Origin of the sequence: Acinetobacter portensis (assembly GCF_009372215.1) — a bacterium.
In the GTDB taxonomy this organism is placed as follows: domain Bacteria; phylum Pseudomonadota; class Gammaproteobacteria; order Pseudomonadales; family Moraxellaceae; genus Acinetobacter; species Acinetobacter portensis.
The window spans coordinates 1-24,235 of the sequence record NZ_LWRV01000059.1 but is presented as its reverse complement, the minus strand read 5'-3'; the positions used below and the strand labels follow the sequence as shown (position 1 = coordinate 24,235).

Annotated in this window: 17 protein-coding genes and 2 pseudogenes; 4 read left to right on the top strand and 15 right to left on the bottom strand. The window is 37.5% G+C overall.

Going from position 1 to position 24,235, the window contains the following annotated elements; all coding sequences use genetic code 11:
- Positions 1 to 70 precede the first annotated feature (70 nt).
- Positions 71 to 706: a GGDEF domain-containing protein gene (locus A6M14_RS06685; RefSeq protein WP_152874212.1), complete on the top strand. Its 636-nt coding sequence runs from the start codon at positions 71 to 73 to the stop codon at positions 704 to 706.
- Positions 707 to 821: 115 nt separating this feature from the next.
- Here A6M14_RS06685 and A6M14_RS14260 read toward each other — a convergent pair.
- From A6M14_RS14260 to A6M14_RS06640, 10 genes and pseudogenes are all read right to left on the bottom strand, one after another.
- A pseudogene (locus tag A6M14_RS14260) lies at positions 822 to 1,069 on the bottom strand (DDE-type integrase/transposase/recombinase); the annotation flags it as partial.
- Between the two features lie 99 nt (positions 1,070 to 1,168).
- Positions 1,169 to 1,936: an SDR family oxidoreductase gene (locus A6M14_RS06680; protein ID WP_152874211.1), complete on the bottom strand. Its 768-nt coding sequence runs from the start codon at positions 1,934 to 1,936 to the stop codon at positions 1,169 to 1,171.
- A gap of 34 nt (positions 1,937 to 1,970) precedes the next feature.
- Positions 1,971 to 3,149 carry an isochorismate synthase gene (locus A6M14_RS06675; protein ID WP_152874210.1) on the bottom strand — a complete coding sequence of 393 codons (1,179 nt, stop codon included), beginning with the start codon at positions 3,147 to 3,149 and terminating at the stop codon, positions 1,971 to 1,973.
- Positions 3,150 to 3,266: 117 nt separating this feature from the next.
- A complete protein-coding gene (locus A6M14_RS06670; protein WP_152874209.1) occupies positions 3,267 to 4,001 on the bottom strand; it encodes a 4'-phosphopantetheinyl transferase family protein in 735 nt (244 codons plus the stop codon).
- Positions 3,991 to 4,725, bottom strand: coding sequence for a thioesterase II family protein (locus tag A6M14_RS06665; protein ID WP_152874208.1), 735 nt, complete (start codon positions 4,723 to 4,725; stop codon positions 3,991 to 3,993). The genes A6M14_RS06670 and A6M14_RS06665 overlap by 11 nt, the downstream gene beginning before the upstream one ends.
- A gap of 40 nt (positions 4,726 to 4,765) precedes the next feature.
- Complete coding sequence (locus tag A6M14_RS06660; protein ID WP_152874207.1) at positions 4,766 to 6,355, bottom strand: ATP-binding cassette domain-containing protein; 1,590 nt, start codon at positions 6,353 to 6,355, stop codon at positions 4,766 to 4,768.
- On the bottom strand, positions 6,352 to 7,956 hold the full coding sequence (locus A6M14_RS06655) for an ATP-binding cassette domain-containing protein (protein ID WP_152874206.1): 1,605 nt from the start codon (positions 7,954 to 7,956) through the stop codon (positions 6,352 to 6,354). The genes A6M14_RS06660 and A6M14_RS06655 overlap by 4 nt, the downstream gene beginning before the upstream one ends.
- A 156-nt stretch (positions 7,957 to 8,112) precedes the next feature.
- Positions 8,113 to 9,258, bottom strand: a complete 1,146-nt coding sequence (locus A6M14_RS06650) for a histidine decarboxylase (RefSeq protein WP_152874205.1) — start codon at positions 9,256 to 9,258, stop codon at positions 8,113 to 8,115.
- Positions 9,259 to 9,307: 49 nt separating this feature from the next.
- The gene (locus A6M14_RS06645) at positions 9,308 to 10,180 is read right to left on the bottom strand and encodes an isochorismatase family protein (protein ID WP_152874204.1); all 873 of its coding nucleotides are present in this window, start codon (positions 10,178 to 10,180) and stop codon (positions 9,308 to 9,310) included.
- Positions 10,181 to 10,209: 29 nt separating this feature from the next.
- Positions 10,210 to 11,838, bottom strand: coding sequence for a (2,3-dihydroxybenzoyl)adenylate synthase (locus tag A6M14_RS06640; protein ID WP_152874203.1), 1,629 nt, complete (start codon positions 11,836 to 11,838; stop codon positions 10,210 to 10,212).
- Positions 11,839 to 12,003: 165 nt separating this feature from the next.
- Between A6M14_RS06640 and A6M14_RS06635 the strand changes: the two are divergent.
- Both A6M14_RS06635 and basC read left to right on the top strand, forming a co-directional pair.
- Positions 12,004 to 14,924 (top strand): annotated as a pseudogene (locus tag A6M14_RS06635) (condensation domain-containing protein).
- Positions 14,925 to 14,988: 64 nt separating this feature from the next.
- Positions 14,989 to 16,299 (top strand): putative histamine N-monooxygenase, encoded by a 1,311-nt coding sequence (gene basC, locus A6M14_RS06630; RefSeq protein ID WP_152874202.1) that lies wholly within the window; start codon positions 14,989 to 14,991, stop codon positions 16,297 to 16,299.
- A gap of 78 nt (positions 16,300 to 16,377) precedes the next feature.
- Here basC and A6M14_RS06625 read toward each other — a convergent pair whose 3' ends face one another.
- The 5 genes from A6M14_RS06625 to A6M14_RS06605 form a co-directional block, all read right to left on the bottom strand.
- Positions 16,378 to 18,639: a TonB-dependent receptor gene (locus A6M14_RS06625; RefSeq protein WP_152874201.1), complete on the bottom strand. Its 2,262-nt coding sequence runs from the start codon at positions 18,637 to 18,639 to the stop codon at positions 16,378 to 16,380.
- 81 nt (positions 18,640 to 18,720) lie between these two features.
- Entirely contained in the window at positions 18,721 to 19,692 is a 972-nt protein-coding gene (locus A6M14_RS06620) for a siderophore ABC transporter substrate-binding protein (RefSeq protein WP_152874200.1), read from the bottom strand.
- Positions 19,693 to 19,694: 2 nt separating this feature from the next.
- Positions 19,695 to 20,465, bottom strand: a complete 771-nt coding sequence (locus A6M14_RS06615) for an iron ABC transporter ATP-binding protein (protein ID WP_152874199.1) — start codon at positions 20,463 to 20,465, stop codon at positions 19,695 to 19,697.
- The gene (locus A6M14_RS06610) at positions 20,462 to 21,409 is read right to left on the bottom strand and encodes an iron chelate uptake ABC transporter family permease subunit (protein WP_163124758.1); all 948 of its coding nucleotides are present in this window, start codon (positions 21,407 to 21,409) and stop codon (positions 20,462 to 20,464) included. Before A6M14_RS06610 ends, A6M14_RS06615 begins: the two co-directional genes overlap by 4 nt.
- The gene (locus A6M14_RS06605; protein ID WP_152874197.1) at positions 21,406 to 22,347 is read right to left on the bottom strand and encodes an ABC transporter permease; all 942 of its coding nucleotides are present in this window, start codon (positions 22,345 to 22,347) and stop codon (positions 21,406 to 21,408) included. The genes A6M14_RS06610 and A6M14_RS06605 overlap by 4 nt, the downstream gene beginning before the upstream one ends.
- A 528-nt stretch (positions 22,348 to 22,875) precedes the next feature.
- Here A6M14_RS06605 and A6M14_RS06600 point away from each other — a divergent pair.
- Entirely contained in the window at positions 22,876 to 24,231 is a 1,356-nt protein-coding gene (locus A6M14_RS06600; protein WP_241678049.1) for a condensation domain-containing protein, read from the top strand.
- Positions 24,232 to 24,235 lie beyond the last annotated feature (4 nt).

The following is a 24,235-nucleotide window of genomic DNA, read 5'->3' as shown; positions in this document are numbered from 1 at the left end:
TGATTTATGACGGAAGTCTATAGATTGGACATACTTAAATCACACTTATATTTTTAGTAGTTTTTTAGGGATGTCTTTATGTTACGTCATAGACCGACAGCATAGAGAAAACTATTTACAAAATTGCATTATTGAAGCAACACAACAAGAAATCACTGAGCAATCAAAATTACTTGAAGAGTTATCATTACTCGATCCACTCACAGGTTTAGCCAATAGACGATATTTAAATCGTATTTTAGAAGCGGAATGGACTTTAGCACTCAAGCAACAAACCCCCATGTCTATGATTATGCTAGATATCGATTATTTTAAAAACTATAACGATACATTAGGACATATTTCAGGAGATCACTGTTTACAAGCAATTGCATTGGTCTTAAAAGCCATTACAAATAGTGGTTCCGAAATTGCAGCCCGATATGGTGGAGAAGAATTCATCTTGGTTTTCCCTCAGACGAACTCTGCCAAGGCAAAAGAAATTGCAAATTCAATTATGGATCAAATTCATAAATTAGAGATTCAGCATCCTGATAGCCCAATTCACCCATATATCACGGTAAGTTTAGGTATTGTTACTGCAGTTCCACAAAAAGATGATCTACTTAGTGATTACATTGAACTAGCCGATAAAAAATTATATGAAGCAAAGAAATCAGGGCGTAATTGCTATCAAATTGCGCATAACTCTGACACCATCATTTGATTGTTTTTAAATCGCATTAAACGCTATCTAAGGGTAATTTTCCCTTGAAAGGTTGCTAAAATCGAATGGATAAACTATTCAATTAATATGATGAAGAATCTTTCTAACCATACACACGGCCCATACTGCTTTCAAGATTGTGATGCTTGAGATATGTCTGCCATTCATGATGGTGTATTGGCTATCTTGATCAGAATGAATCAGGACTTTGTTCTTTGGGCTTCGTCGCTACAAAGCCATCAGTAAAGCATCTAAAACCAAATCTGTTGTGATTCTCGACTTCATAGACCAGCCAACGACTAACCGTGAGAATAGGTCGATTGCTACTACAAGATACAATTATCTTTCATGAGTACGAATATAATGGTCTCAAGTCACAGTGATGAATATCTAAAGTTAATCATAAACGTCGAATCGGCAATATATGCTGGTTGTCCTGAATAAAGGCATACCTCACATAATTTATACACCAAGCGTTGCCCCACCATCCACCACGATTTCTTGCATAGTAATTTGTGCTGCATTTTCTGAGAGCAAAAAACAGACTGAATTTGCGATATCACTAGGTTCAGCCATTTTTTTAAGTGGAATACCAGTACGAAATTGTGCCAAATCACCTTCTAAAACAGCCAAAGGTGGTCTATCGTCACTCCAAAGTTGCTTTTGCATTTGTGTCAAAGTTGAGCCTGGTGAAACGATATTGACTCGAACATAAGGTGCAACCTCTAAGCCCAAGTTTCGACAAAAATGACTCAAAGCTGCCTTCGTTGTTGCATACAAACCCAATTGTGTTCGCGGCATACGAGCGCTGTTTGAGCTGACTGTCACAATAGCGCCTTGCTTATTTGCATAAAAATGTCGTGCAACTTGCTGACTCAGCATAATTGGTGCTAGCAAATTAACGTGTAAACTGTCTTGCCATTGTTTAAGTGTTGCATCAAACAACGAAGTCATCGTTAAGATCCCAGCGACATTCACCAAAGCAACCACATGATATTGTTCGAGCACTTGCTCTATAAGCTTTTCAGTATCTTCAAATGCAGTAATATCTTGAGAAAAAGCATGCCAATTTTCTCGATATTGCTCCATGATCATTTGATTGACTTCCCAATGTTTAATATCTGGATGCCGATCTAAACCTATAACACTATAACCTTCTTTTAATAATTGAATCACTACAGCAGCACCAATACCTTGCGCTGCACCTGTCACGATAATACTATTTTGCATGTTGTATATGTTCCGTTTTTAAGATTTGTTTTGATTAATGCAATTGAAATACATTTAACATGGTCTGCATCTTAGCTTCTGTCTCAAACCATTCTTTATCTGCCTCTGAGCCTTTAACAATGCCTGCTCCTGCATAGAGACGCATTTTGTTTTCACTTAAAAGTCCACAGCGGATTGTCACCACCCATTCACCATTGCCTTCAGCATCCATCCAACCGACCAAGCCTGTGTAGTAATCTCGATCATATCCTTCGTGATCTAAAATAAATTGCTTCGCCGCTTCTGTCGGCGTACCACAAACTGCCGGTGTAGGATGTAATTCAAGAGCAAGATTGAGAACATTAGGTGCCGTTTTTTTTAGGATGCCTTGAAAATTTGACGATAAATGCAGCATTGTCGAAGTTTCTAATATGTCTGGACTTTCAGAAACTTTGAGCTCAATGCAGTAAGTCACCAAATTTTTCAGAATATTCTCCACCACGATCTGATGCTCATGTTGATCTTTTTCTGATGCCTGCAATTCTTGCTTCGCTATCGCATCTTTTTCAAAAATAAAACTGCGAGGTCTAGAACCCGCCAATGGATTGCTGCATACCAAACGATCTTGCTTGGATAAAAGTAATTCTGGGCTAGCACCAAAAATATAGCGATTTTGTTCCACAGGAATTACAAAATTATAAGCATAAGGATTTTGTCTAGATAAAGTTTGTGATAAATGTTCAGGTTGTTGCTTTTGATCAAACTCATATTCAATTGCTTGCGAAAGTACAACTTTTTTAACTTGCTCTCGATCAAATGCATCTAGTGCCATTTGCACTGTATTTTCAAATTTCTGTCGTTGGATTAGAGTTTTCTTCTGAATAATATCTATCCCATCAATAGACTTTGCAGAAACTGGTGCTTGTTGTGTCACACTTTCTTTTAAAGTCTTTTCTGTTTTTTGGAAATCTGCATAAAAATTCAAAGTACAGTTTTGGGAAATATCAAAGGGAATCGCACCAATCAAAATTGGATTTTCACAACCAGATTGTTTCAATTGTTTAAAATATTCAGCAACTTCTGCATTAAATTGAGTCGTTTTCTCAACAGGTGTATGTAGCGTCTTGAGCAATCGATTAGCCGTTATATGATAATTTTTCGTGGAAAAACAAGAAAATTTTTCTTGAGATGTTATTGCAAGCTGTTGTTCTTCTGATAATTCTGTAGATATCATTTTTTTCACCTCTATTCATTAATAAATTTCAAGCGGATTGAATGATGTGATTATTCTAAATACGCAGTGCAATCATATTAATGCAAATGATTATTATTATCAATTAGTATATCTGGTTTAAATGCAAGCTATTGTGATGAGCTGTTGATGATTTTGAAAATACGTTACTTTTGCAATAAAAAAGTGTAAATCGTCTTCGTTTATTTTGACTTTAAAATGCAGCTCATGCTTTAAAAATTGCTGAAGCTGAATGGATTTAAAATTAATTATTGTTTTATATTTATTGAAAACTGCCTTGATAATACTTTCTTTGGCTGAGAATATAACAAGCTCCTTTGTCTTCTCATTATCACGATATCGTGATTTTAATATTTGTATTTTTAATTGCTCTTCTTTATCTAAAAATACATCGATAACCTCGGCTTGATTAATCAATAAATTTTGATGTTTATAAAGCTCTATATCTATCCCAATATAAGCCTGATTTCCGCTAAAATTTTGTATAGCACAAATAGCAATATAATCATGTCTATCATTTACATGGCTAATACTGCCTTGAATATGCTCAGGGAAAATCGGTTCTCCATATTCTCCTTTTACAATATTAAAACTTGCTAGATTGTATTTTTTTAATGCAAATCTAGCAGCCAATCTTCCCATAAAATAATCTAACTTTCGAGAAAAATGACTTTGTATAACATCATCTGGTTGTAGGATATCAAACGCTTGATATAAATCATCAAGTTCACATTTTTTTATAAAACTCGCTAAATGTACCTTATGTATTTCAATATTACTCAGCATAATCACTGTATGCTCAAGCTTTATAGAGTGGGTATTTTCAAGTAACATTTAAGATGTTTTTCTCTACATTATTTTCAATATGTTCAATAAGTTGATCCAATATCTCTTTGTTTAAAAAATAAAAGTGATCACCTTCTAGCTCTATACTTCCCAACCATTGTTCAGTATGTTGCTGCCAAGCTTTCATCGCTTTTTGATCAGGTATATCAGGATCATCTTTTCCATGAAATGTCAAAACTGGAATCGATGTTTTTAAAATGTTTTCACTGAGTAATTGATCACTCAGCAAAAAGTCATTACGGATAATTTTTAGAAAAAATGCTAAAGCATCTGCATGCTTTAATATTTCATCAGGAAAATGATTATAGCGTTTTAAATTACTAATTATCTCTTGATCAGAAAATTGCCTTTTATCTTTAATATGCTGAATATATTGATGTTCTGGGCGACTACTAATCACCATCATTTTAAGTAAATACAGCTTATTTATATTTTCAAGCTGATCTTTAACTTTCCAAATTAATCCCCCACCAACACTATGCCCAAATAATATAAAAGGCTTTTCTTGATAAGTTAAAATTTCATCAACTATGTTTTTTGCCAAAATATCAGAATTATTGATTAATGCTTGCTGCATTTTCATACCATGCCCAGCATATTCAATCGGAATTATATCGAAATACTGACTCTTCATTTTTTTCCATGGGTAGTAAATACTGGCACTACTTCCTGCTGGTGGCAAACAAAACATATGATACGGTTGTTGCTGCATATTTCCCTCCCAATTAACGTATTTTCCATTTTAAAATACGTTAATTTACATCGCCCAAATCTATATTTTGTGTTGCCTGCCAAAGCACGGTATCTCTATGACTCACAAAAATAAGTGTTTGACTCATTGCTAAAATACTGTGTATGACTGCTTTTTCAGTCGCTTCATCCAAAGCTGAGGTCGCTTCATCCATGATGAGTATCGATGACTTTTTTATCAAAGCTCGCGCGATGGCAAGACGTTGACGTTCTCCGCCTGACAATGTTGCGCCTTGTTGTCCTACGCTTTGATGAATTCCCTCAGGCTTACGCTCGATGACATTTCCTAGCTCACAACGTCTCGCAATCTCTTCAATCTCTGCATCACTTGCATCTGATTTTCCTAAACGTATATTATCAGCCAGAGTGCCTGTAAAAATAATCGCTTCTTGGGATACATAAGCAATATGCTTAATTAAATCTTGATATTGAATATGCGAAAGTGGAACGCCACCAAGCTTAATTTCACCCTGTTCTGGATCATCAAAACGCATTAACAGCTCAAGTAATGTACTCTTCCCACTACCACTTCTGCCTCGAACATTTACTCGAGCTCCAAATGGAATAACGATATTGAGCTTTTTAAGTGCAGGCATATAACTGACCTGATCAAGCGTAAAATCATATTGATTTGGAGCTTCTGATACATCAGGTTCACTCAACACTGGTGCATGGGTGACTTGATAGAAATCTCGTAGTGAATTTACAACATCATTAATACTCAAACCTGCTGTAGCCAACTCAGCCAAAGGTGCGGAGGCACGACCGATGAGTACAATCAATGCCAATAAAAGTGCAGCATTATCCTGCTCAAAGTAAAGCCAATAAACAGCAAGTCCAACGATTGGAAATACGCCCGCATATGTCGCTATCGCAGTTGCCCAAGCTGCACTTAAATTGATTTTTTTAAAAACATTTTCTTGAGATAACCAACGATGTTCTATTCGCTCTAGTATTTTTTCAGGTCCTGCAGCGCTTTGTAAAAGCTCAAGATGGTCTACCAATTCGATCGTTGCTGCCGCTGTTTCCAATTCTGTTTGATGTCTATTTTTATCAGACTTCATTAGGCTAAGCTGTGCCAAAACTTGTGAAAAAAACGCAATCAACACTAGTAGCAATGCCACTACCATGACCTTCCATCCAGCTAAAAATGCCATCCCTATCAAAATAAAAATAGGTAAACACGGTGCATGTAAAAATGTTTGAAATTGATGCGCAGGAATACTCATAAAACCAGGAATCACCTGACCAGCTATCTTACCGATCTGCGCACGTTTTTCCTGACTAAACCAAGACAACTTTGCACCAGTCAAAGATTTGCCCAAATCTGCAAATAAATCACCTGCTAAACGCACACCAGTTAAATAGCCCGCACGTGTAACAATGATAGTCATCAAAATTGCTACCAATGCGCTGAGTAGAACCCATTGTGGTTGCCAATGCCCCACAATCGAAAAAGCTAAAATGATATAAGCAACGGCTTCAAAAAGTGCGATACCAATCCAACCCACTGCCACCCCCAAAAGCCTGTATTTTGAAGCTTGAGGCAACATTGAAATGATAAAATTATTTTTGGAAATGCTCTTATTCATGATGGATTCCTTGCCCCTCGCAAAACTAAAGTGGACTGAGTATTTGCTAGAAGCGACGGGTCATGCGACACAATTAACAAGGTTTTATGTTCTATTTGTGCAAGTTCTTGCAAAGCTTGAATTAACTTTTCAGCATGCATTTGATCCAAAGCACTAGTCGGTTCATCCAATAAAATAATATTAGCTTGAGTTAAAAATACTCGAGCAATATTCAAACGTTGTTTTTCACCTCCAGAGAGTAAAACAGCATCTGTATCGAGCATTACATCCAGCTGAGCTTTTGTTAAAGCTTGGAGTAGCTGTTGATCTGTCGCATCAGGAGCACTCAATGCAAGATTGGAACGCACAGAACTAGCCAGAACATCCATTCCCTGAGGAATCAATAAAATATTTTGATGCCGTGCGTGTGCATTTAAATCAGCTAAATCACTATCACCGACTTTAATCTTGCCAGATTTTAATGGCTCTAAACCTGCGATAAGTCTTAATAAAGTACTTTTACCAACACCGCTTATTCCAGAAACCATGGTGATGCTATGTTGAGGAAATACAAAATTTAAATTTTGTAAAATATTGCGATCTTCAGTCGCATAAGTCACATCCACCAAGCTAAGCGCAGCTTTATGATCTGGTAAATCTTTCATCTGCCCAGAAGTTAAAATAGGTTGCTGTAAAAACACTTCTAAACGACCAGCTGCAGCCCGACCTGCTGCCACATAATCCAGACCATGTCCCAAACGTAAGGCAGGTGTGACAATTGCCAAACTAAACAATAATGTCGTAGCCAAAGTCATTGTGTCATATTGAAAAGCAAGCCAATAAGCAATGGCAAAAGTTGCAACTGCCTGCAACAATGCCACAGCAATTGCAGCGAATATCGCCACTTTAGCGACCCACATCACCATCGTTTTAGTAAAGTATTCTGTTGCTTTGTTATACGCTGCCAATGCCCCGGATTGCTGACCATAGATACGATTGATCCTGATTCCTCGCACATAGTCGTCAGCTTTAGCGATAATATCGAACATGACTTGCATACGCGCTACACCATCACGCTTACTGATATAAGGTACGACAATCAGATAATAAAGTGCAGCAAGACATCCTGGCAGTAATACCCAAAGTGCAGATACACCAACTGTGGCGATCAATATCCCGATAGAAAGCAAGGGAATGACAGTGAAAATTGCAATTTCACTCGGTAAATGCGCCACCATGTGATGCAATGTTGCAATATCGTCCGATACCAAACGCTTAAGTGCATGATCATCTTGTTTATGACGTGCACTAGTAGGTAACCGAACCAAATGCTGAGCGATTTTTCGACGTAACTTTCCAGAAAAACGTGCTTCAGCATCATGAACCCACCATGACGAACACGCTGCGAATAGCGCGGCAACGATCCAAAGCAAAACTGAAAATAAAAGCCATTGTCCCGAAAAATCCCCGATGAATCGTACTAAAGACCACAGTGCTGCTAGCATGGCTACACTTGATATTACAGCTGCAAAAGTTCCTGCAAATAATTTTGGAAACGCTACATGAAGTGCTGGGCTTAATACCGAACCTGTAAACAAAGTGCGTAAATTTGGATCACTCATGTTTCATTTCCTGAACAAAAGTTGTGAATATTTATTGGGATATATTTAAGAATCAAACTGTAAATAAAACTTATCTTAAAGAAAAAATAGTGGATTAGTTTGTTAAGATTAATACTTTAAAATTAACCACCTAACCTCAATTTGTATAAAAATAAGTTATGCTATTCGCTGAGTTTTCCCGCTTAAATCTTCGATCACATCATCAATCAACAAATCAATTTTCTGGGTATCTTTGTGATGTGCTGTGGTAATCAGATGTGCCATATTTTCTGAAGTTGCCAAATAGTGTTTTTTCCAGACAGCTTCCGAAGGACAAGGAAAAACGACTGTGATGGAGTTTGGATTACGCCATGCATTAATTCCATTTGCTTGGAAACGCTCTACAGCATATTGCGCCATTTTCAGACAATGCATTACGCGTTGTTTCTTTTGTAAAAAAGTTTGACTACGTATCGCTGCCCACATCAAAAGTACGGTATGCCCATTTCTCGAACCGCTAATGGTTTGATCTCGTGCAGAAATATAATCAACATTGACTGAAATTCTTTCGACATTTTCACGTTTTGCCAACACAATGCCGCATGGAATCGGAGAACCAATCATCTTGTGCCCTGACACACAAATCGAATCAATACCATCAGCAAATGAAAATGCTTGAGGCTGATCAACAAAAGGTAAAATCATGCCACTAAGTGCTGCATCTGCATGTAAATAATATTGATCTCGTGTAATCCCAAGCTGTGCTATACCTGTTTGGATTTGAGCTATGTTGTCAATTGCACCAGACATCGTGGTTCCAATATTGGCAAAAATAATCGGATTTTTTTCGTGATTGTTCTGTATTTTTCTAAGCAAATCCGCAACATCAACTTCACCATTTTCTAAGCAATCCACCACACAAGATTTCATTTGTAGAAGCTTGGCTATTTTCAATACTGAATAATGTGTTGCTTTTGAATAATATAAAGTGCCTTGTGCAAATAACTCTCGGGCTAAATAGCAAGCAAACATATTACCTTCCGTCCCACCATTGGTCACATAACCCCAACTGTCATCGAACGGAATCCGAAAATATTCTGCAAAGTAACGCATCACATCTTTCTCAAAATCAAAAGAATTCAGCGCATAGTTACTGGGTTCTTTCCAGTCGCCACAATTATTGATAGAAAAATCAAAGAATCGATACAAAGAGGAATAATCAAAATCTGCTGATTCAGGATAACCGATATTAAAATATTGATGCTTTTGACAATAAGCCCAAAAATTTTCAATTCGTTCGTAATCTGACGCTGATAAAATCATGTTTTTCTCCGTTTTATTCTGATGATTGAGTGCCAGCATATATTTCAATCTAAGCGACTTTTGCAGCTTGCTTAGACTGGATTAAATTCCACCAATGCTCTATCGATGGTTCTTGTCCCAATTCTTCAAAATAAATATCCAAACCATATTGTTTGAGTTCTGCGGAAAACTGCATGATGCGTAATGAATCTAGACCGTACAAAATCAAATTTTCGGCAGGATCAAGCTCTTCTTCCTCAACCAACTTCTGTACTTTTTCGTATAACCATTGCTCGGTTAACTTTGGCATAGTAGATGCCGTAATGGCTTGAGTATTGGTCACTTGACCGCAGCGTGAAGACACATATTTCAGCGCATCTAAATGCTCATGCTCTGAAAAATCTGCCAGTGCATCTGCAACAAAAAATGCCTGAATATCATTCATAAAGGCATCAATCGCAGTTACCATACAGCCGATATGCGCATAAACACCACCGATAATCAGCTGATCACGTTGCCAATTTTGCATGCGTTCTTGCAAATTAGATCGTTGAAATGCGCTATAGCGCCATTTGGTCAGGACAACATCACCCTCTTTCGGTGTTAATACTGAAATAATGGCTTGCTGATCAGGTGTTGAAGCAGGCAAACCAGCTCCCCACATGGCATTCAGCAAGGCACGATCTTCTGCAGATTGTTCATAAGGCTGTGCGGTGTAAACCACAGGTACGCCATGTTGGTCTGCCCATTGACGTAACTGTTCTAAATTTTGAGTCATCGTCTTAATTAAACGACTGTCAGCATCATAGAAATTAATAAAATAACGCTGCATATCATGTATGAGTAATACTGCTCGATCAGGATCAAGTTGCCAGTTGGTTTTATTTTTTGGATAACGACTTGGGTCTGGCATTGAATATTCAGAAATCTTTGCAATGGTCATATTTTTCTCGATATTTTTTACTGAGCCGCTTAAGCGATTTGGAAATTACTTAAATTTTCACGTAATTGTTTTTTATCCACTTTACCGACAGCAGTCAGTGGTAAAGCATCTATAAAGAGTATTTGATCGGGCAATTTGTATTGAGCAATACCCAAATCTAAAAGATGGCGCTTCAAATGTATTGCTTTTAATTGAGGATTATTCGATATGATAAAAGCACAGCTTTTTTCACCAAAATGCGTATCAAAAATTGCAACCAATGCTGCATTAACCACATCTGAGTGTAAAATCAGCAATTTCTCAATTTCTTCAGATGCAATTTTTTCACCACCACGATTGATTTGATCTTTGATACGTCCAACCACTTTTAAATTGCCTACTTGGTTGCGCACCACCAAATCACCTGAGTAGTAAAATCCTTCAGAATCGAAAACTTGAGTATTATGTTCAGGGCTTTCGTAATAACCACAAAATGTATAAGGTCCGCGTACTTTCAACATGCCAACTTGGCCATCGGCAAGTTCGTTACCCTGTTCATCCACAATAAAAACTTCATCATCCTCACTAATCGGACGACCTTGAGTACTAACAATTTGTTCTTCTGGATCATCTAAACGGGTGTAATTTACCAAACCCTCAGCCATACCAAAGACTTGTTGTAACTGACAACCTAAACCTATCGAAACTTGTCTTGCCAAAGACTCTGGAAAACTTGCACCACCAACTTGAAGTAACTTTAAAGATTGAATTTGTGTTAAATGTTGTGGTGCTTGTTGCAACCACATAATGACAGCACTTGGAACCAATGAAGCCATATTGACTTGATTCCGTTCGATCAATGCAAAACATTGGAGGGGTTCTGGTGTAGCAGCCATGACAATAGAGCCACCCGAATGAAACACCCCCAATGCTCCCGGAGAACTGAGCATAAAATTGTGCGCTATCGGTATAGCACAAAGTAACCGCGTGTCTGAGCTTAACTGGCAAATTTCAGCACTAGCCCGCACACTATAATAATAGTCATTGTGCGTCCGAGGAATCAGCTTCGGTGTACCTGTGCTACCACCCGATAATTGAAAAAATGCGACCTCATTAGCTGGAGTAGATTGATATTCAACTTGTTCCGAACTAGCTCTTTTATAAGATGCTGTCAAATCCAAATCATGCTCATTTGCACCCAGCATGACAAATAATTCTGGACTTAAACCTAAACCTTTTAGATCATTTTCAAAATGATCTGTAGCAAAAACTTCATGTGCACGAGATGCGATCACAAGTTTGGGACGAATTTGCTGAATAAAAGCCTTTAACTCAAGTTGCCTATGACTATACAAGGCATTTAGAGGAGCAATACCAACTTTCAATAAAGCAAAAAATACAATATAAAACTCAGCAATATTAGGTAATTGCACCAGTGCTGTATCACCAATGCCATATCCTCTTGCGACAAAATGTGATGCTAAATGATCTGAAAATTGATTGAGATCTGCATAACTGAATCGCCTTTCACCACAAATAATCGCAGTGGAATGCGGTGTTTTTTCATTTGCTTCGGCTAAAATCCTCGTCAGAGGTTGATCGATCCAATAACCTTTTGCCCTGTATTTTTGCGCCAAATCCTCTGGCCAATGCGTATATTTAATCATTTGATTCTTCATTTTTGAAATACTGAACGGGAGTTTGTGCCGTAAAAGCACTCCTATTTCCGCTTTAAAATTTCCATCTAGAAATAAAACAACATAGAAGTTAGAGCATGCTTTTTCATTTCAGATTGACGATATTTAATTATAGTAAGTAACAACATATTTGGTAATGATTCTTAAATACAACTAGTAATCATTCTCATTTATATTTATAGTGCTCAACAATTATTCATTTGTCAACTGAGCAATTAAGCAATGCGTGAACTCACTCCGATGCAAGCGGCCTGTTGGTTTGGACGCTCAAGTGAAGCAACCTTAGGTGGGGTTTCAGCTCATCTTTATAGCGAATTTGATGGTCAAAATATTGATCTAAAAAAACTAAATCTAGCCATTAAACGCCTCTATCAACGACATGAAATGCTACGATTACGGCTCGCCCCTGATGCTATCCCAAGTATCATTTCAGTTGATCGGGACTTAGAAATAGAAGTTAATGATTTTTCAAAACTCACAAAAAACCAACAAAAGCAAAACCTCGAAACCAAAAGACAGTGCTGGACGCATCAAAAACTAGATTTGACCCAAGCAGAGACTGTGAAATTTTCGATCAGCCTTTTAGATGAACAACATTTTCGACTACATGTTGATGCTGACATGATCGCCATTGATCCCTCTAGTTTTCGTATATTAATGGAGGATCTTGCACTTTTTTATGAAGATGCAGATGCTGTATTACTGCATACAGCTGATTTTTTCTCATGGAATACCCAACTAAAATACAATCCAATTTGCCAAAACAACGAAATCGTGACCGTGTGTGGTGGAAATCACGTATAGCTGACATTGCTCCCCCCACCATTCCACTTAAACAACCAACTTCAGCTGTAATACAAAGTCATCGGCTAAGTACCACCTTAAATACACAGCAACGGCAAGCTTTACAAGCGATCGCCAAACAGCATCGGCTGACTTTTTCTGCATTATTGATGGGGATTTTTGCCTATTGTTTAGGAACAAAGACGCAAGATCCAAGTTACCGTCTCAATGTTCCAACTTTTTGGCGTGAGCCTGTGATGCAAGATATTGAAGTAACCATTGGTGATTTTGCCAATGTTTCAATTTTAAATATTGATATGTCTATAACTGAAAATCTCGCTCAGTTTTGTAAAAATCTCGCTAAGACATGGATTGAAACACTTGGGCATTATCAATATTCAGGTGTGCAAGTAATGCGTGATCTTTCCCGTTATCACGGCACTGCCCAAACTGCGCCAATTGTGTTTACCGCAGCGGTAGATCTTACAGGAGGAGAACTATTTTCAAAAAGAGTGCATCAAATCTTTGGTCAGATGAATTGGACAATCTCACAAGGTCCTCAAGTGGCTCTAGATGTTCAAGTGGTCAATGTAGCCAATGAACTTCTGATCAATTGGGATATCCGTCTTGATGCATTACCTGAATCATGGATTAACCCACTATTTGAAAATTATATAGATTTGCTCAAAAAAATAGCATCAAGTCCAGACATATTCACCCAAGATCTACAGTCACTTTCATTCAAGTTCCCAAACCAATTGATCAATAAAAGACATAGTGAAACACCGCTCAATGATCTACAAAAAGCATATTTATTAGGTCGAACTACAGCTTTTCCCCTTGGCGGCATTGCCATGCAAGAATATCGGGAATATGAGGGAATACTAGATCTTGAGAAGTTTAAGCTGCAATTAACCGACATGGTCAGCCATCATCCAAGCCTTAGAACCTATATTGATGAAAAAAAACTGTCGCAATATATCAGTGATGAAATCGTCGTCAATCTCAACATTATTGATTTAATCAACTTTGAGAAAACTATAGCAAATGAACATCTTTCCTCATTTCGAGATCAATACCGACAAACATTATTTGATTTAAATCAATCACCATGGGATGTTACAGTATTTAAATTGTCAGATAATCAATTTAAAATATTTGTTCGTTTCGATGCACAAATTTTAGATGGTCGTGCGATTGCTTCATTAATGATAGAGTTATTTTCAGCTCAAATACCGACGCAGACTAGTCAAGATTCAAAACCCAACACCATCACAGCACAAAATCGTACTAATGACCAAAAATATTGGCAAAATAAACTCACCAATAATGTTCACATCCCGAAATTGCCGTGGTGTAAACCATTAGACAATATCGCCACTTCGCTCTATCGTCGCCAAAGCTTGCACATCAATTGTGAAAAGTTTAAACAATTGAGTAAACTCGGAGCATGTAAAGGCTTATTTAAAAATTCGTTGATCATGGCATTGGTCTTGGAAATACTCTCTCAACGAACAACTGATCAAACTCTAGCAGTTGGTATCCCTGTCCTGCCTCTATATGACAGTGCTTTTTCCAATCAATCTACGTTTATCGTTACAACATGGCAACAAGCTACTGACTTCGTTCAGCATGCTCAGCAATTACAAAAAAATGTACTCGAATCCCTACAACATTTAGCATTTTCAGGCGTAGATTTGTCGAGAATGTTGTTCGAAAAATACAAGTCGTCCCCTGTACTCCCTATAGTCATTACCAATGGTCTGTCTTGGCCAAGTTTGCCGGAATCAAATCCAATCAAACATATTGATGGGCTAACGCAAACACCTCAAGTCGCGATTGATGTACGCTTTAAACTGCAGAATGATGGCGCACTCATTTTTGATATTGATTATGCACAAGCCGCTATTTCAGATCAGTTTATCGCTGACTTTCTGTTGCAACTTGAAAAAAGCATAGAACAGTTATTAAAGTTTGGTCTGGAAAACGTAGATCTTAAACTGCATTTTGAAAACAATCAGAATCAGATCAATCAAGCTAATATTCAACGTGATCAAATCCTGAAAATTTATTTGAATCACTTAAATTTACAGCCTTCAGATGTATCGCATCATGACATGCAATTTAGCCATATGGGACTACGTCCTTCACATCTCAAAATGATTACTAAACAAATCAATGAAACCTTTGAAATAAGTTTAACGCCTCTGCAATTAATCCATTGCCAAAATGTTGTAGCTGTCGAAAAACTCATTTCTACACATACAACGCAATCCATTCATTAAATATTGAATTAATAAATGAATTTTTTCACTCCTTATATATCAATAGATCTGGAATAATAGAAATATGAAAAATATAGATATCTTGGGTATCGGTATTGGTCCGTTCAATCTTGGGCTTGCCTCATTACTTTCTCATCATCAAGAAATTAAAGCCGTTTTTTTAGACAAGAAACAACAATTTCACTGGCATGAAGGGTTGCTTTTAGAAGGCACAACCTTGCAAATTCCATTTTTTGCGGATCTGGTGACGATTGCCGATCCTTGTCATCCTTTGAGTTATATTAATTTTTTACATCAACATGATCGTTTACATCAGTTTTATTATTATGATCATCTTTTGATCCCTCGACGAGAATATGATCATTACTGTCGCTGGGCATCCAAACAATTGCCTGATTGTCATTTTGGTGAAAATGTCCTTGATGTTACTTATGATGAAAAGCGTGACAAATTTATTATCGAAAGCCAGTCGAGTAACGAACAGAATCATTTTTATCTCAGCCAAGATTTGGTGATTGGTATCGGTACACAGCCACATTATCCAAAATGGTTAAGCGCTTGTGTTCATCCTTTAGTCAAACATGCAGCCGAGTTTGCCACGTTGCAAAAAGAATTAAACCAATGCAAACAAGTGACTGTCGTTGGTTCAGGTCAAAGTGCTGCAGAATGTGTTCTTGCCTTATATCGCACACTTAGTCCCGAAAAAATTCAGGCAGGCGCATCGATCCGTTGGATCACTCGTTCAGCAGGTTTTCATCCAATGGAGTTTTCTAAGTTAGGGCAAGAATGTTTCACCCCTTCTTATATGCAATACTTTCAGAGCATTCCTAGAGAGAAAAGAAGAGAAATCGCTGCAGGCCAAGGATTGATTTATAAAGGCATCAGCTTTTCAACTATTGGTGAAATCTATGATCTACTCTATGAAAGAACGGTGGCAGGAGCCGATGCAGGCTTAACTTTGTATTCAAATTGTGAAGTTGAAGATTTGCAAGTTTCATCATCGGGTCAGATCAATCTAAGCTGCTTGCATACGCAACTTGATCAACGGCAAACTATACAAAGCGATGCTGTAATAGCCGCTACAGGTTATCGCCACCATTGGCCGAAATGGTTTGAAAAACTTAAAAATAAAGTGCTTAAAACCGATGAGTATAATGACTGTTTAGTACAGGAAGATTTCACTGCTGAACGCTGTGATCAAGGCAAAGGACGCATTTTTATACAAAATGCAGAAATTTTTCAGCAAGGCGTGGGATCACCAGACTTGGGAATTGGAGCCACTCGAAATTCAGTGATTATCAATCAATTGCTTGGACGTGAAGCTTATCGTATTCCGAAACGCTCAGCATTTCAGCATTATGGTTTGGTCGAATAAACCAATATTTTATATATAAACTAACATTAAAAAAAATCGCCATATTTGGCGATTTTTTTTAATATCAAACGTCTAAAATCAAAAATCGTATGATGCTGAAAGCATAAATGTACGTGGTGCACCTAAAGCTAAATTAGATAATTGTGGCATCCCCCAATAGGCTTTATTGGTCAGATTATAAATATTCCCACGAATTGTAACAGGACGATCAGCAATTTTAGTGCTATAACGTGCGCCTACATCATACAAAGTTCGCCCAGCGACAGATAAAGTATTTTCCTGATTGATATATTGTTTTGAAACAGCAGTAGCATTTGCTGATAAGGTTAATATGCCATCTCCAACATTATTATCCCATTCAGCTCCTAATTTGACTTGAGTTTTAGGTACTCCTGTCGCCATATTTCCTTGATTTGCTTTATTCGCTACTTTAGTTAACTCAGGTTCGATATAAGATGCACCTCCCATCATGCGTACATTTTCTATCGGTGAACCAAAGAAATTCCACTCTATTCCTCTATTTCGTTGCTCACCACCCGATGTAAAAATATTTGTTACAGGATCTGTATAACTATTTGGCTTTTCGATTTGAAACACACTGAAACTATTGGTAAATGTACCCAAATCTAACTTAGTACCAATTTCACTTTGTTTAGTTTTATATGGTGAAAATGTTGTTGGGTAGTTTGCCGCAGTCAATGGAGCAGATTCTCCTTTTGTTAAACCTTCAATATAATTGGCATATACTGAAACTTTATCATTTACTTTAAATAGTATCGCTGCGCCTGGAGTTATTGCACTTTCTTCATATTTTGTTAGCGCTGGTGGTGTTGACAAAAGGCTCAAACTAGTACTTTTCACTTCTTGATAACGAGTCCCAAGTGTAAGTTGTAAGCGATCCTCAATGAAAGATAAAGTATCCGCGACACCATAACTATTCAATTCAAGAGTTGAATGTGAAATCTGTGGCGCATTAAATGGAACAGGTTTACCCCAAACTGGATCATAAATATTAGTTGTCCAATTCGCTCCTGCAACACTTCTAACTCCATAATCATCTTGTTCATGTCTATAATAAGTACCATTGACCACCCATTGATGCTTAATCGATCCCGTTTCAAATGTTCCTTTTACACCAACATCCGCAGATTTCTTATCTACATCAAAAGCTAACTGACCAATCACAGTCTGAAATGTCCCTTTATTGTCTAGAACGGTTGCAGACATTGCACCATTGTATTTATATTCAGTTTTGCTTTGGCCATAAGTTGCATAAGCTGTAGTCTTATCAGTTAAGTCATACTCACCCTTAAGAATAGCCCCTTTATCTTTGTTCTCTACATAAGACCAATCCGGGTTCAGTAATAGCTCAGCTTTGGGTGGTTTGGGTATGGCAACGCCTGCTGCCAGATTCAACCCACGTGTTACGCCATCAACACGATCATCTGCAGTGTATAAGTCTGCCGAAATTCTGGCGCGCTCACCACGCCAATCGAGCCCTAAAGAAAATTGATCAGTCTTTTTATATTGATTATTTACAGCACCCTCACCATCACGGTATACACCATTGAACCGTACTCCAAACTCCTTGTTTTCACCAAATCTACGACCTAGGTCAATATGTCCTCCAAACTGAGAATCAGACATATAAGTCGTCGTAAATCTCGCAAGAGGTTCATCTCCTGCTTTTTTAGTTACCAAATTGACCGTACCACCCACTGAACCTGCAGGTGGCATGCCATTAAGCAATGCTGATGGCCCTTTAAGTACTTCAACACGTTCAAACATTTCAGGAGATGTTCGATAAAATGGTGTAATACCAAATAAACCATTCATTGACATATCACTAGTATTCGAGGCAAAACCACGAATGTAATAGTTTTCGCTCCACCCCCCACTAGCACCATTGGTAAATACAGATGGATCTGTCGCAGCAATGATGCTCGTAATGTCCTTAGCTTGCTTATCCTCTATATATTTATCTGTATAACTAATAGTATTAAATGGAGTTTCCATAAATTTCTTATTGCCTAAAAAGCCTAACTGGCTACTTTTAGCTACTTGCCCACCCGCATAAATTGTGTCCTCCGTTGCAACTACACTGATCCTTGGAAGCTGTGAATTGGGCTGTATTTCATTTTGGTTTTTCTTCAGTGTCTCAATGCTATCAATCGTCGTATTTGCATAAGTAGAAGGTACACAAATAAAAACTGTCCCTACACTCACGCCCATCAATAACGCCATTTGTGAGGATGCAATATGATTTAACACAAATGATTTTGTTGACTGCATCATTGTTTGTGCAGCTTTTTTTCTATTACTGCGAACATCATTTCTCATCAGAGTTTCCTTATATTTTTCAATCAGGTTTTACTTATTAAAATTTTGTTGGTTTGAAACTTTGTTGTTTGGCATAAGTACTTATTTTTGATAGCCTTTGAGCACATCACTGATTAGTATTTTCAATGATGTCGGACTTGCCCCAGTGATATACCAAGCATCTGCATCAACAAAAATCACACGACCGTTTTTCCAAGCCTTAGTTTCTCGAAGCAAAGGATTGCTAACATTCTCAGCATTGATAATTGGACGATGCTCCATGACGGCAGTACGATCGATGATATATAAAACATCTGGATCAGCTTTTTTAATAAATTCACTTGAAATCGGTTGACCATGCAGACTCGTATCAACAACCGTACTGGCAGGTTTCACCCCTAAGTCATGAAAAATAAAACCATAACGTGACTGCACACCAAAGTTGCTAAATGCACCATTGTTATGTAAAACCACTAAAGCTTTTTCTGGTCGATTTGATGTGACCTCTTGAACCTTCTTCACTTCAGCATCTAACTCAGCCACTTTTGCACGCGCCAAATCATTACGATTAAAAATCTCACCCAACGTGATCAAATGATTTTTCACCATTTCAATATGATTCTTTTGGCTGTTTTTAAAGTTGATGTCGTAATGTAACGTCGGTGCGATCACTGACAATTCTTTATATTTATCCTCCTGAATAGGTGTCATTAAAATTAAATCTGGTTTTAATGCATGGATACGCTCCATATTGGGCTGTACGATTGATCCCAAATCTGAAATATTTCCATCATTTTTATATTTATCTAAAAAATGGGGAATAAAATCTTTTGGCATTCCTGCGATTGGGATATTTAACTGATCAAGAAAGTCAGCCTCATTCATATCTAAAACCGCGATACGTTGAGGAATATGATCGATAGTAGTTATACCAAGCCCATGTTTAATGCTGATTGGAGCATTTAATTTTTCAGCCACTTGGGTCTGATTTTCAGTTTTTTTATCACAGCCTGATATCGAGATGGCAACTGCTGTTGCAATAGTTATTACCCATTTTTTATGTTTCCAGTTCATGTTCAAGCTCCAGATGAGTTGAAGTAGTTGCACATATAACCTTGTTCGTTAGATGTGATTTTGAAATCAAGCTCGTATAAATCACGCAAAAGTGATTCGGTTAAAACTTGCGCTTTTGCACCGCTAAAACAAAGTTCCCCTTGTTTCAGTGCAACTATGTGATCCGAATAATTCGCAACAAAATTAATATCATGCATCACTAAAATCACAGTGCGACCTTGTTCATCACATAAACGGCGCATGGCATGCATGATCTGAACTGCATGTTTCATATCCAGATTGTTTAGCGGTTCATCGAGTAAAAGAATTTCGGTCTGCTGTGCGATGCTCATTGCCAACAAAGCCATTTGTCTTTGTCCACCACTGAGCTCATCGACATAAGCATCACGGAGTGAATCCAAAGATAGAAAATCCAACGATTCATCAATCACCTTGTGATCATTGGCAGTTAAGGCTCCTCGGCTATAAGGAAAACGCCCAAAAGACACTAATTCTTCAACCGTCAGACGTAAATTAAAGTTTGTTGATTGCCTGAGGGTCGCAACAGTTTTGGCATAATCGGCAATACTGATCTCGGCAATATTTTGTTGATTGAAAAAAATATCGCCTTGGGTTGGACTAAGCAGCCTTGCTAACATCATTAACAAAGTCGATTTCCCAGCCCCATTGGGTCCAATCAAAGAAATTACTTGTTGCATCGGCAGTTCGAGATTCAGCTCAGAAATTACGTTTTTGCTACCATAGGACTTGGAAATATTTTCAATACGAATCATGTGATACCTCGAGCACGCACCATCAATATAAGGAAATAAACACCACAGACTAAATTAATCAAAATGCTGACCGCGGTTTTATAATTGAAAATGTGCTCTACCAAAATTTGAGCAAAAAGGAAGACTAAGATGGAAATCATGCTTGCGAAAAATAATGTAAATTTATGTCGATAGTTGCCTGAAAATGCATAAGCGATATTGGCAATAAATACCCCCATAAATGCAGTAGGTCCGACTAAACTGGTTGAAACGGCAACTAAAATTGCAATCAAAGCAAAGCAGATACGTAAATATTTCTGATGATCGACACCCAGAGAAATAGCTTGTTCACGCCCCAGAGACATCAAATCCAAGATCGGTAAATATTTACGACCGATCCAACAGACAGCAAGTACAGCGATCAATGCATAAAATAGTGTTTCAGGTTGAGAACGATTGAAAGAGGCATAATTAAAGCCTTGAAAAACAGAAAATTCACCGGGACTAATTTTAAGTTGAATAAACTGGGTCAAGGTCAAAATGACCATGCTGAGTACCAATCCGAACAACAACAATATAAACAGATCATGTCGTGCTCTTGGTAACAACCAACGATGAATCAACCACGAATACAGCAACATTAAAATGATTGACACAAAAAAGTTGCCATTTAGACCGAGCATATTTAGCCCATGTGTTCCTACGAAATACAACAACAGCACCTGCCAAAGCAGAAAAACTGATTCATAGCCCATTATCGCAGGCGTCAAAATTCGATTAGAGACCAAGGTCTGAAAAACAACTGAAGAAAAGGCAATACAAACACTTGCCAAAATAATCGTCCCCAAACGCAATAAGCGTTTCGGGATCACATATTCGAGATCTAATCCCGAATCAAACAATACAAAAAAGATTGCCAAGCACAGGACAGTGCCACATAAAATCCAAAGTTTAGTTTGCATTATCGAAGCCCCCTCAAAATTAAAATGAGGAATATTACGCCTCCAACAACACCAGCAGTCAGCCCGATTGGAACTTCAAATGGATATATAATTAACCGCCCAACAATGTCACAAATCAGCAGCAAACATGCCCCACCGAGTGCAATAATCGGTAATGTTTTAGATAGATTTTCACCATATTTAAGTGCAACCAAATTGGGGATAACCAAACCAACAAAAGGAATTGCACCTACAGTAATCACTGTTGCTGAAACTGTTACAGAAACCAAAATCAAACCTAGTGCCGCCATTCGTTTAAAGCTCAACCCTAAACTTGAAGCTGCTTCTTCACCCATACCGAGCAAAGTAAAACGATAGGCAAAAACATAAGTCAAAATAATTGAGGGCACTATGAAATAGATCATTTCATAGTGCCCTTGAATGATTCTGGAGAAATCACCCAACAACCAACCTTGAACACTTTGTAAGAGATTATTTTTATAAGCATAAAACTCAGCAATGGCACTCAATACACCGCCATACATTAGCCCGATCACAGGGATCAAGACTGTATTACGAAAACGAATCCGTGCAATAATTACGATATAAATTAAACTTGCTATGAAGCAAAAAAACATTGCAAACAAGGCTTTACTAAAAACACCAACAGAGGGAATCATCGTCAACGAGACCATAATTCCCAGTTTTGCGGCATCTAAACCTCCTGAGGTACCTGGCTCAACAAATTTATTTCGAACAATGTGCTGTAAAATCACCCCACAAGTAGATAACCCAACCCCTGTCAAAACAATCGCAATCAAACGGGGAATACGACTTACAGTCAAAGTCAGCCAACTATCCCCCGAAAAATTGATCAGTTCAGCCCACGATAAAGGCATTGCACCAAGCAGTAACGAGATCAAACAAAGTACAATAAATATACTCAACAGCCCCAAACGCATCAGGTACACACTCCATAAAAACACTGGCTAAGCCATCTATTGATAGAAGAATTGATGCCTCGATCATGGATATAACCTAGCCACAGGAACTGTATTCTCAGTTCTGGCTTCTGCTGAAATGGGTCGCAGATACCAACGCCTCTATTTCTTTCCATTGATCAGCTCTACTTGTTATATTCCTGGTAAATATTGCATTTGACCTATATAAAAATCTGAGAAATTACCTAATATCAGTTACTTCTAGAAAGGTTAAAAAAACAACTTTTTCTAAGTTATTATTTTTACTTCGGAATAAAAATAAAAATGATAATCTTATTGCAAATGATTATCATTATAATAATATACTTTGGACAAAATGTAACCCTCACATATTTGAATAACGAATAACTCAAGTAATTTACAGTGGCATAAAGCCTGCGATTGTGAACGAGATAAAACTAAATAAATGAAATGTTTTGTCTTTCAATAGATTTCAAAAAATGAAAAAAAAGCTCATCAAAATCAGCTTTATAAAATAGGATTTATTCAATGTTAGAACAGTATTATGAAGCATCACCCCTAGCGGTCAGTGAACACGAGGAATATATCTGGATGCTACAATTGCAACAACCTGAACAGGTTGTTCAACATTTTTATTTGTTTAAATTTGTTACCGAGCCTGAGCTTTCTTTGCTCAAACTGAGTATTAGAAATGTCATCGAGCATCATCCCGATCTCAATAGTCGCTTCATATTCAGTCAAGATGGAGAACTAAACAAAAAGATTGATCTTTCTTTTGATCTTGGTATCCATACATTAGAACTGAATGTCGATCAGCTCGAACAGACCGCATCCGATTTTAAAAATAAATCATGGAATGCAGAAACTGACCCACCATTTAGTGCCCTCATTATACAAACTGAACAAGATACTCTACTGGCGCTGCGTCTTCATCCGATCTTAGAAGAAACCCACCAACTAAATGATATTATTAATGAAATAGAATTTCATTATAATAAAAAGCAAAACCATAATAAATTACAAACTATCGTACTTGAGACTTCAGAACAGACACCGAATAGTCAAACTCCAACAATCAATGATCAAAATCACGATTATCAACTGGGCAATAAAATTAGTCAAAACGAGATCAGTCAGATTATTTTAACGGAGTTTAGAAAAATACTTGCTGAACCGGAGATGACAGCAGAAAATGATTTCTTTGATTTTGGTGGCCATTCTCTTTTAGCTACACGTGTGATTGGATATTTACAAAACCGTCATGGCATTGAGCTCAGTTTTAACGATTTTTTTAAATCGCCAACTGCATCAGCTTTAGCCGAATATGCCTCAGTAAAAAATACAACGATTCAAAAAAATTCACATGAAAAACTTGAGCAAGCCCCCTTAACATTTACACAAGATTTCTTATGGCAAGCTTATTCTGCTTTTGGTTTTAGTCCAATTTATAACCTACCTTTTGCAATAGAATTTCATGATCAAATTGATGAAAAGATATTCTTCGAAGCCTTTTATGATCTCGTTATCCGCCATGTCGGCTTACGGACTTTATTTAAAATAGAAAATACAAAAGTTACCCAATCTATAGTTCCCCTTGCATCGCTCGATCAATACAAATGGTTTTGGAGCAGTAGTGAAAGTCAAGGCATTACACTCGCTAAAGAAGCAGCTTATAAATTTGATCTTTCGCGTGAACTTCCAATCAGAATTTGTTTTCTCAAAAATGCAAATGAGCAACAGACATTATCCTTTTTAGTACACCATATGGTGATTGATGAATGGTCTCTCAACAGCATCATGTCTGATCTTGAAACAGCATATTATGCACGTTCAAATCAACGAACACCGCTCTGGAGCATACCTGCAAATATAGCCAAATCCTAAAAAC

What these genes read in the sequence shown, in the direction of transcription:
- A6M14_RS06685 (WP_152874212.1), top strand. Translation starts at nt 71, where the DNA reads ATGTCTTTATGTTACGTCATAGACCGACAGCATAGAGAAAACTATTTA.
- A6M14_RS06680 (WP_152874211.1), bottom strand. Translation starts at nt 1,936, where the DNA reads ATGCAAAATAGTATTATCGTGACAGGTGCAGCGCAAGGTATTGGTGCT.
- A6M14_RS06675 (WP_152874210.1), bottom strand. Translation starts at nt 3,149, where the DNA reads ATGATATCTACAGAATTATCAGAAGAACAACAGCTTGCAATAACATCT.
- A6M14_RS06670 (WP_152874209.1), bottom strand. Translation starts at nt 4,001, where the DNA reads ATGTTACTTGAAAATACCCACTCTATAAAGCTTGAGCATACAGTGATT.
- A6M14_RS06665 (WP_152874208.1), bottom strand. Translation starts at nt 4,725, where the DNA reads ATGCAGCAACAACCGTATCATATGTTTTGTTTGCCACCAGCAGGAAGT.
- A6M14_RS06660 (WP_152874207.1), bottom strand. Translation starts at nt 6,355, where the DNA reads ATGAATAAGAGCATTTCCAAAAATAATTTTATCATTTCAATGTTGCCT.
- A6M14_RS06655 (WP_152874206.1), bottom strand. Translation starts at nt 7,956, where the DNA reads ATGAGTGATCCAAATTTACGCACTTTGTTTACAGGTTCGGTATTAAGC.
- A6M14_RS06650 (WP_152874205.1), bottom strand. Translation starts at nt 9,258, where the DNA reads ATGATTTTATCAGCGTCAGATTACGAACGAATTGAAAATTTTTGGGCT.
- A6M14_RS06645 (WP_152874204.1), bottom strand. Translation starts at nt 10,180, where the DNA reads ATGACCATTGCAAAGATTTCTGAATATTCAATGCCAGACCCAAGTCGT.
- A6M14_RS06640 (WP_152874203.1), bottom strand. Translation starts at nt 11,838, where the DNA reads ATGAAGAATCAAATGATTAAATATACGCATTGGCCAGAGGATTTGGCG.
- basC (WP_152874202.1), top strand. Translation starts at nt 14,989, where the DNA reads ATGAAAAATATAGATATCTTGGGTATCGGTATTGGTCCGTTCAATCTT.
- A6M14_RS06625 (WP_152874201.1), bottom strand. Translation starts at nt 18,639, where the DNA reads ATGAGAAATGATGTTCGCAGTAATAGAAAAAAAGCTGCACAAACAATG.
- A6M14_RS06620 (WP_152874200.1), bottom strand. Translation starts at nt 19,692, where the DNA reads ATGAACTGGAAACATAAAAAATGGGTAATAACTATTGCAACAGCAGTT.
- A6M14_RS06615 (WP_152874199.1), bottom strand. Translation starts at nt 20,465, where the DNA reads ATGATTCGTATTGAAAATATTTCCAAGTCCTATGGTAGCAAAAACGTA.
- A6M14_RS06605 (WP_152874197.1), bottom strand. Translation starts at nt 22,347, where the DNA reads ATGCGTTTGGGGCTGTTGAGTATATTTATTGTACTTTGTTTGATCTCG.
- A6M14_RS06600 (WP_241678049.1), top strand. Translation starts at nt 22,876, where the DNA reads ATGTTAGAACAGTATTATGAAGCATCACCCCTAGCGGTCAGTGAACAC.